Here is an 8,055-nt window from a genome sequence, read left to right on the forward strand (position 1 = left end):
TTTATTTATCTCCCTTAACCGCGGCCAGCGCCGGAGTAGGGCAGCAAGGCAACTTCGCGGGCATTCTTGATTGCCTGTGCGATTTTGCGCTGCTCCTGAACCGTGACACCCGTGACACGACGTGCACGGATCTTTCCACGGTCAGAGATGAACTTGCGCAGCAATGCTACGTCCTTGTAGTCGATGACAGTGATGTCAGCGGCCTTCAAGGGATTGGACTTTGGTTTGGGCTTACGGAGTTCAGCCTTAGCCATCGTGGAGCTCCTTAGTATTCGTGGAGCCCGTGGATATTAATCCGCGGGATGGAGTGCGTACGGCGGTTGCCGCACATTTCTTGTAAAACGTTTGTTAGAAGGGAGGCTCGGAGTTATCCGGGCCTGCGCCCCAGCCGGACGATCCGCCGCCGGGCGTTGCCCAGGGATCAGATGCCGGTGCGGATTGCTGTTGCTGCTGTTGGCCACCATTGCCGCCGAAGTTTCCTCCGCCGCCATTGGAACCGAAGCCGCCTTGCGCTCCGCCAGCGTTGCCGCCGCCGAAGTTTCCGCCCTGGCCGCCATTGCCGCCACCAAAGTTGCCGCCACCCTGACCGCCGGAGCGCTGGGTACGGTTAACCTTGGCGTTGGCGTAGCGCAGCGAGGGGCCGATCTCGTCGACCTCAAGCTCCATAACGGTGCGCTTTTCGCCTTCTTTAGTGTCGTAGGTCCGCGACTTCAGCCGGCCCGAAACGATCACGCGAGTACCCTTTGTCAGGGACTCGGCAACGTTTTCAGCCGCTTCACGCCAGATCGACGCGCGGAGGAACAGCGTTTCGCCGTCCTTCCACTCGTTGCTCTGGCGGTCCAAGGTCCGCGGAGTCGACGCAATGGTGAAGTTCGCTACTGCTGAACCGCTCGGTGTGAACCGAAGTTCTGGATCACTGGTGAGATTACCAATGACCGTGATAGTGGTTTCGCCTGCCATCTGCTCCTGCTTCCTGCTTGGTGTTTTCCTACAAAGAAAAAGCTATAAAGAAATTACCGAAATTACTCGGCAACAACCTTCTGCTCTTCCGGACGGGTGATCTTGGTGCGCAGGATGGTCTCATTGATACCAAGCACGCGGTCAAGTTCCTGAGCGGTAGCAGGCTCAGCGGTGAAGTTCACCACTGCGTAGATACCTTCAGACTTCTTCTGGATGTCATAAGCCAGGCGACGACGGCCCCAGATGTCAACCTTTTCGATGGTTCCACCATCGTTGGTGATGACATTCAGGAACTTCTGAAGCGACGGCTCAACGGTACGCTCATCAACATCGGGGTCGATGATTACCATCAGTTCGTAAGGACGCATATGTGAACCCACCTCCTTTGGTCTAGGCGGTTACGGCATTTCCGTAACAGGAGGTTCATTTGCATTGCCCGGCTGGCACTTATTCACTCAGTGAGTGACCTAGGCGCCAGCACAGACTTATCTAGCTTACCGTAATTACGACGCCGGACACGCCCCCTGTGCGTAACTCTCACCACACACCGTGACATTGTGGCGGTGCGCTGCGTACCTGCCATGCCTTAAAATGGAATGAACCCCCGCCCCCTTTGCCGAAAGGCCCCGCCATGCGCTCAACCGACAACGCTGTTGCGCAGTGGCACGCCCAACAGCAGCTGCGTCTTAGCCCGGCGTGGAAGCTGCTCCAGGGCGCCCCGTGGACGGTGGCGTTTTTGCGCTCGGCATTCACCACCAGCAAGCAACGTGTCCCGCTGGAGGTGTTCCACGCCGATTTGGCCGATTTCATGAAGGAATTGCGGCAGGAGAACCTGAGTCTCAACGAGGCGTGGCAGGCTTCCCACTACGCCGACTCCTGGGTTCGCGGCCAGTTTCTTTCCCGGCCCATGGTGGACGGCAAATTCTTCTATGAACCCACAGCAGCAACGGCACGGGTGCTGGCATTCATCGACACCCTAACGGGAAACCGGACCAATCTCAACAGCTCGCGCCTGAACACGCTCCTGAGCAGCATCGAGACCCTGTCACAGCAAAGCGATCCCAATCCAGAATCAAGGATCGCCTCCCTCGAAGCGGAAATTGCCGAGCGCGAGAACGAACTCGCCGCACTGCGGGCTGGTGCCAATCCGGCGGTTCTTTCAGATGACTCCGCCGTTGCCGCCACGCGCAGCGTGCTGGACCTGGCAGCCGGCCTGCCTGCGGATTTCAAGCGAATGCGCGACGGCGTCGAGGTCATGTTGCACTCGATCCGCCAGGAAATCATGGAATCCTCCGTGACGAAGGGCGTTGCTGTTGGTCAGGTATTGGCCGGGGACAAGGCTTTGCGTGGAACGGCCGAAGGTGAAACTTTTCAGGGATTCACCGAGTTCCTTAACGATCCTGTGCAGCAGGCGCGCTTCAGGCAGTCGATCAACGAAGTCTTAGAACGGGACTTTACGGACCAGCTCAGCTCCGAAGAGCGCGGCAACTTAGCCTCGCTGCTGCGGGAGATGCGGCGCCAGGCCGGCGATGTCCACGCGATTTACGGCCGACTCTCCGAGAGCCTGCACGCGTATGTACAGTCGGCCGAATTCAAGGAGTCGGTACTGCTGCGCAAGGCCATCCATGCCGCAGAGCAGGCCGTGGCCACGGCGCCGCTCGGTGCGCGGACTGGCGTGGTTGAACCGCTTTTATACGGCCCTGACTTTGAATCATTGGCCGGGCTGGGCATTTTCAACCCCGAGGATCACGTCCCGCCGCCCAAGCTCGCCGCACCCCCGGCGCTTAGCGACGCCGATATCCACCGCACCCCCGTCACACCGGCACCGGACATGCCTGCCCTGCATGCCGCCGTCGAACATGCCAGGCAAACCCGCAATGGCTCCGCGACACTGCAAGACGTTTACGATTCACTGCCAGCTGAACTCCAGCACATCAACACCATCCGTGGCCTGATTCTTGCGGCCCGTGGTTCCGACAACGCCATTGACCCGGACCGCACCGAAACGCTGACCTTCACCCAGATCGACGGCAGTACGCGCACAGCCCGCGTCCCGTTGTTCACCTTCACTAAGGATTCCGCCTCATGAGCATCAGTTCCCAGCCCGCCCCGAAGCTTCGCAGCGGCGCCGGTACCTCGGGCAGCACCGAACGGACCTTGTTCGACGGCGACACCGGTTCCTTCCCGCTGGAACTGCGTCAGGCCCTGGTTCGGCTGTTGCGCGGCCCGTATGTTGACGGCACCGCCGATCCTGCCCTGTGGAGCACCATCTTGACCCACGGCGTGTCACTGCAGCAGTATCTCAGCGAGATCTTCCTGCTGCTCACAGTGGATTCCGAACGTAAGATCGCACTTCTAACCCCGGCCGAGATCGAGGCCGTGCATACGCAGCCGATCGTTGCCCGCAAACCCCTGCGCCGCGAGGAGACGCTGTTGGCGTTGCGCCTGCGGGTGCTGCTCGATCGTCATGCCGGCTCCGGCACCGATGTGGGCATTTCGCGAACCGGCGCTCGGGAGATCCTGGCCGAGCACCGCCAGCCCGGCACGGTTGACGACAAACGCCTCGATGAGCAAACGGATGCGGCGCTGGCACGGTTGCTGAATCTGAAACTGATCCTGCCCACAGAACTCGTCAATGAATACCGTGTAAGCAACGCGCTGGCTCTGGCGCTGCCCTTTGACTCCATCGATCAGATTCCTGCGTACCTCGCGGCCCTCGATAAATCGGCTGGCAGTGAGCCCTTGGATAGTGAAGACGAAGACAATGACAACTCAGTGCAGGAGATCTTCTAAGTGAGCATCGCAACCACCCTGCCCATCGGCGAGGAACTCAACCCGGGCCAATTTCGCCTGAGCCAGATCCAGATCATCAACTGGGGTACGTTCCACGGTCGCCACAGCATGTATGTGGACCGGGCCGGCACGCTACTCACGGGCCACCCGGGCGTTGGCAAGTCCACACTCTTCGATGGCATCCAGCACATCTTCTACGCGGCACCGCGCCTGAATGAGTCGGCCCACGAGGCGTCAAACCGAAAAGACCGCCGCACCACGTTCTCCTACATGCGCGGCCGCAAAATCAAGACCGACAGTGGCGTGGTGTACCAGCGCCCGAGCGCAACGTGGTCGGCAACCGCCTTGGTCTTCGAGGACGGACTGGGCAGACACGTCACTATTGCGGCCCTCTTTGACCTTCCCGCCAATGGCCTCGAGGGGCAGGTGGGAAAGCACTATGTCATCCACGACAAGCCGTTGGACACCGAAGCTCTCGAGAAACACGGCAGCCGGCGCTTTTCGCCGTCGTCCCTGCACGCCGCACTGCCCGGCGCTGAAGCGTTCGATGTCCACAAGACGTTTGCCGAACGGTTCCGGCGCAAGCTGGGCATCCATAATGACAAGGCGTTCAGCCTGCTGCGCACGCTGCAAAACGGCAAGGGCCTTGACAAGGGCGTCAACCGCTTCTTCCGCTATGAGGTGTTGGACAAGCCGGCCACTCTGACCGCTGCGGCTGCGGCTGTTGAGGACTTCAATCACCTTAGCGGCATTTACCGCCAGCTCGAGGAAGCCCGGGACCAGCGTGACGCGTTGGCGCCCGTCCCGGAACTGCATGAAAAATTGCGAGAACTGACACAAACGCATTCCCGCACAGTTGAGCTAAAAAACGTTCAACTGCCCCTTCTGCGCAAGCAATTCCAGGCGGAACTTCTGGCCGCGAAGGCTGTTGCACTGGGCGAGGCTCGGGATCAAAAGCTGTCGGAGATCGAGTCGGCATCGCAGGCCAAGGACGCCTTGGCAGAGTCCGTGGCTGCGCTCTCCGAACAACACGCCAACCATGGCGGGCGGGCCATCGAGAGTCTCGAAAAGGACATCCGAACCGGCAAGCGCGAGTTGACCGAACGCCAGCGCCTTGAAGCTAGCATCCGGGACGATCTCGAGGGTGCCGGACTCGTGCATGACTGGAGTGCGCAGGGCCTTGCCGCCGCGCGCACGGCCGCGGCATCCGGCGTCGAACTTCAACAAGAAGAGACCGAATCCGCGCGGACCCGTGAATATCAGGCGGTGGCCGCGAGCGTGAACGTCAAGGCGCAAGAGAAGGCGCTCCGGTCCGAGATCGAGTCCTACCAGCGCCGCGGTTCCAACATTGATCCGCGCAGCGCTGCGGCCCGTCGCGCCATTTGTGCCGCAACAGGGCTGGCACCCGAGGACATGCCGTTCGCTGGCGAGCTCGTGGACATCGGAAGCAAGCACGGCGCCTGGCGGCCGGCTGCTGAAAAGGTCCTGCGTTCGCTCGCCACGACCCTGCTCATTCGAAGCGACGATCTTGCTGCGGTCACCTCGGCCATTGACGGCCTCGACGGGCTCGGCAAGCTGCGCTGGATCAACCTTGGCGTTCCGGCGCGCCCTGCCAAAGCGGGGAAAGGTCACCTTGTCACCAAGCTTGACTTCCACGATTCCGACGCCGGATCCTGGCTGCGCGAGAAGGTCGCCGGCGATTTCGCCTACGCCTGCGTGGAGAGTGACACGGCCCTACACCAGCACAGCAAGGCCCTGTCCCTTGGGGGCACGGTAAAGCTCAGTTCGACCGTGTTTGAGCGCGATACGCGCACCATCAATCCAGCCGATTACCTCCTCGGCTTCAACAACGTGGCCAAGATTGCGCAGTTGGAGGAACAGGCTCAGACGCTGGCCGCAGAGCATGCCGAATCAGCAGCCGCGGCAACCGAAAGCAGTCTGGCCAAGGAGCAGTCCGCCCGGCAATTGGCAGCGTTGCAGCGAATCGCCGCCGACAAGCGCACCTTCGAGGAATTGGATTCCGCGGCCCTGTCCACGCAGTTGGAAACGCTGCAGTCCACGCTGAAAAAAACCATTGCCGGCAGCGCTACCTTGGCCCAACTGCGCGATGCCCTGGCCGTTGCTACGACAAATCTTGAGGCCGCTGTTGGCCGTGTAGCCGTGCTCCATCACGACCATTCCAGCATCGAAAAGGACCTGGCGCAGGTTCAGGCCGTGCTGGCTGGCAATGAGGACGCGGAACCGGCCAAGGACTGGGCGCTGGAGACTTTCGCGCCCTACCTGCTCGACGGCGAACCCACCACCCTGGATGAGCTGGAAGTCCTGCTGGGCCGTGTGACCGTCGATCTCGGAGAACGCATCGCCACCATCAAGGAGCGCCAGTTCCGCACCGAGGGTGCCCTCAGTGAGATATTCAAGGCTTTCTCGCGGCAGTTTGGCCCCACCATGAGCGCAAGCCATGGAACGGGCGCCGATGCGGCAGAGCACTACGAGGAGCTTTTCTCCCGCATTGTGTCCGACGGGTTGCCACAACGTCAAGATGAGTTCAAGGAGTACTTCAACAACCGATCCTACGAACGTTTCTCTGACCTCCTACAGCTCTTGGAAGAGGAACGCCGGTCCATTGAGGACCGCATCCTGCCGCTCAACCAAATTCTGGCGGATGTGCCTTTTGAGAAGGGCAGTCGACTGCGCCTAAAGGTCCGCACCACGGTTCCCGACGAGGCCCGGGCTTTCCGTCTTGAACTGAAGGAAGCCCTCGGCAACGCCTACGCGAAGGCCTCCGAGGAAAGTATGGCCGCCAGCTACCAGCAGCTTGAAGGGCTCGTCAATGCCCTGCAGGATCCTGCCATGGCGCATTGGGCCGACACCGTACTGGACGTTCGCCAGCACGTAACCATCAGCTGTAATGAACACCGCCCCGGAGGCGAAGTTGAGATTGGGCTTGAGCCTGGTACCTTGTCCGGTGGCGAAGGGCAGCGCTTCACCTCATTCATCATGGGTGCGGCGCTTGCCTACCAGCTGGGCATTGATGTCCAGGGCTACAGCACCTACGGGACAGTCATGATTGACGAGGCCTTCATCCAGGCGAACTCCGAGTACGCCGGCGCCGGCATCAACGCGCTGCAGGAGTTTGGTTTCCAGCTGCTGCTGGCAGCCCCGGAGGACAAGGTGGATTTGTCCCGGCATCTGGGATCGGTCACCGACATCATCAAGCACCCTCAAGCCAACGTCTCGGGATTTGTTTCCACGGGCCAGTCGCCGGCTACCGCCACGGATATCATCCTGCGGTAGCTGGTAGGGCCTTGCCCCGTCATGGCTCGCAAGTAGACTGGGCAAAATTGACCCGCTCGACTGCTAGGGATGAACATGACTTCCTTTCGGGACCTCCACTACCTAGAGACGCCACTTCTACTACCCAACGCCTGGGATGTCGGCTCGGCTTTGGCCTTCGCGGCTGCGGGCTACACGGCCATCGGCACCACAAGCTTTGGCATTGCCGCCAGCACTGGAATGCCCGACGGCGGCCGGTCAAGTAAGGCTGCAACGGCCGCACTGGCGATGCAACTGACTCGACTCCCGGTACACGTCACCACTGACATCGAGGACGGCTACTCCGATGATCCAGCCGAGGTCGCAGACTATGTGGCAGAGCTTGCGGAAATTGGCGTAGCAGGAGTGAACATGGAGGACAGCCTGAATGGGCGCCTGGTGGATCCATCGGCTTTGGCCGCCAAGGTTGCAGAGGTCAAGAATCGTTGCCCCGACATGTTCGTCAATGCCAGGATCGACAACTACTGGTTCAAGGAGAGCGCCTACGTTGACGCCGTCCTTCGCCGGGCCGGCACCTACGCACACGCAGGCGCTGACGGCATCTTCGTCCCCGGGACAATGACACCCGAGGATATTCAGCGGATAGCGGCTGGAATTGCACTGCCGGTCAATGTGCTGGCTCATCCCTCGTTGACGGTGCCCGCGCTGGGAAAGTTGGGAGTGCGTCGCGTGAGTTCCGGATCCCTGCCCTACCGCGCGGCCATCGACGCTGCGGTGCGTGCTGTGGAGGCTCTGCGTGACGGCGGCGTGCCGCCAACTGCGACTTCCTATTGGGACATGCAGGCGCGGCTGGAAGTCTTTAGCAGAGCTATTTAAACAGTACCGGCCGCCTGGTGGGCGACCGGTACTGTGTTGGTGTTGTTAAGTGAAGGGAGGCCCCGCACCAAGTAGTTGGTGTGGGGCCTCGACCTTTGTTACGTGTTGTCCGGCGGTGTCCTACTCTCCCACATCCTCACGAATGCAGTACCA

The 8,055-nt window shown here is 60.8% G+C and carries 7 protein-coding genes; 4 read left to right on the plus strand and 3 right to left on the minus strand.

Translation table 11 applies throughout. From position 1 onward, the window contains the following. Positions 1–14: 14 nt before the first annotated feature. The 3 genes from rpsR to rpsF all read right to left on the minus strand — a co-directional run bounded on the left by rpsR (position 15) and on the right by rpsF (position 1,328). The gene (gene rpsR, locus ACP7B9_RS16805) at positions 15–254 is read right to left on the minus strand and encodes a 30S ribosomal protein S18 (protein ID WP_003800144.1); all 240 of its coding nucleotides are present in this window, start codon (positions 252–254) and stop codon (positions 15–17) included. A gap of 94 nt (positions 255–348) precedes the next feature. Next, positions 349–960, minus strand: a complete 612-nt coding sequence (locus ACP7B9_RS16810) for a single-stranded DNA-binding protein (RefSeq protein ID WP_425865115.1) — start codon at positions 958–960, stop codon at positions 349–351. 62 nt (positions 961–1,022) lie between these two features. Next, a complete protein-coding gene (gene rpsF, locus ACP7B9_RS16815; protein ID WP_044574807.1) occupies positions 1,023–1,328 on the minus strand; it encodes a 30S ribosomal protein S6 in 306 nt (101 codons plus the stop codon). A gap of 263 nt (positions 1,329–1,591) precedes the next feature. Here rpsF and ACP7B9_RS16820 point away from each other — a divergent pair, with 263 nt between their 5' ends. The 4 genes from ACP7B9_RS16820 (at position 1,592) to ACP7B9_RS16835 (ending at position 7,902) form a co-directional block, all read left to right on the plus strand. After that, positions 1,592–3,049: a DUF3375 domain-containing protein gene (locus tag ACP7B9_RS16820; protein ID WP_425865116.1), complete on the plus strand. Its 1,458-nt coding sequence runs from the start codon at positions 1,592–1,594 to the stop codon at positions 3,047–3,049. Next, complete coding sequence (locus ACP7B9_RS16825; RefSeq protein WP_425865117.1) at positions 3,046–3,753, plus strand: DUF4194 domain-containing protein; 708 nt, start codon at positions 3,046–3,048, stop codon at positions 3,751–3,753. The genes ACP7B9_RS16820 and ACP7B9_RS16825 overlap by 4 nt, the downstream gene beginning before the upstream one ends. After that, positions 3,754–7,047, plus strand: coding sequence for an ATP-binding protein (locus ACP7B9_RS16830; RefSeq protein WP_425865118.1), 3,294 nt, complete (start codon positions 3,754–3,756; stop codon positions 7,045–7,047). Positions 7,048–7,122: 75 nt separating this feature from the next. Continuing rightward, entirely contained in the window at positions 7,123–7,902 is a 780-nt protein-coding gene (locus ACP7B9_RS16835) for an isocitrate lyase/PEP mutase family protein (protein WP_425865119.1), read from the plus strand. The last annotated feature ends 153 nt before the right edge of the window (positions 7,903–8,055 follow it).

It is taken from the genome of Arthrobacter sp. TWP1-1 (assembly GCF_049897845.1).
Classification (GTDB): domain Bacteria; phylum Actinomycetota; class Actinomycetes; order Actinomycetales; family Micrococcaceae; genus Specibacter.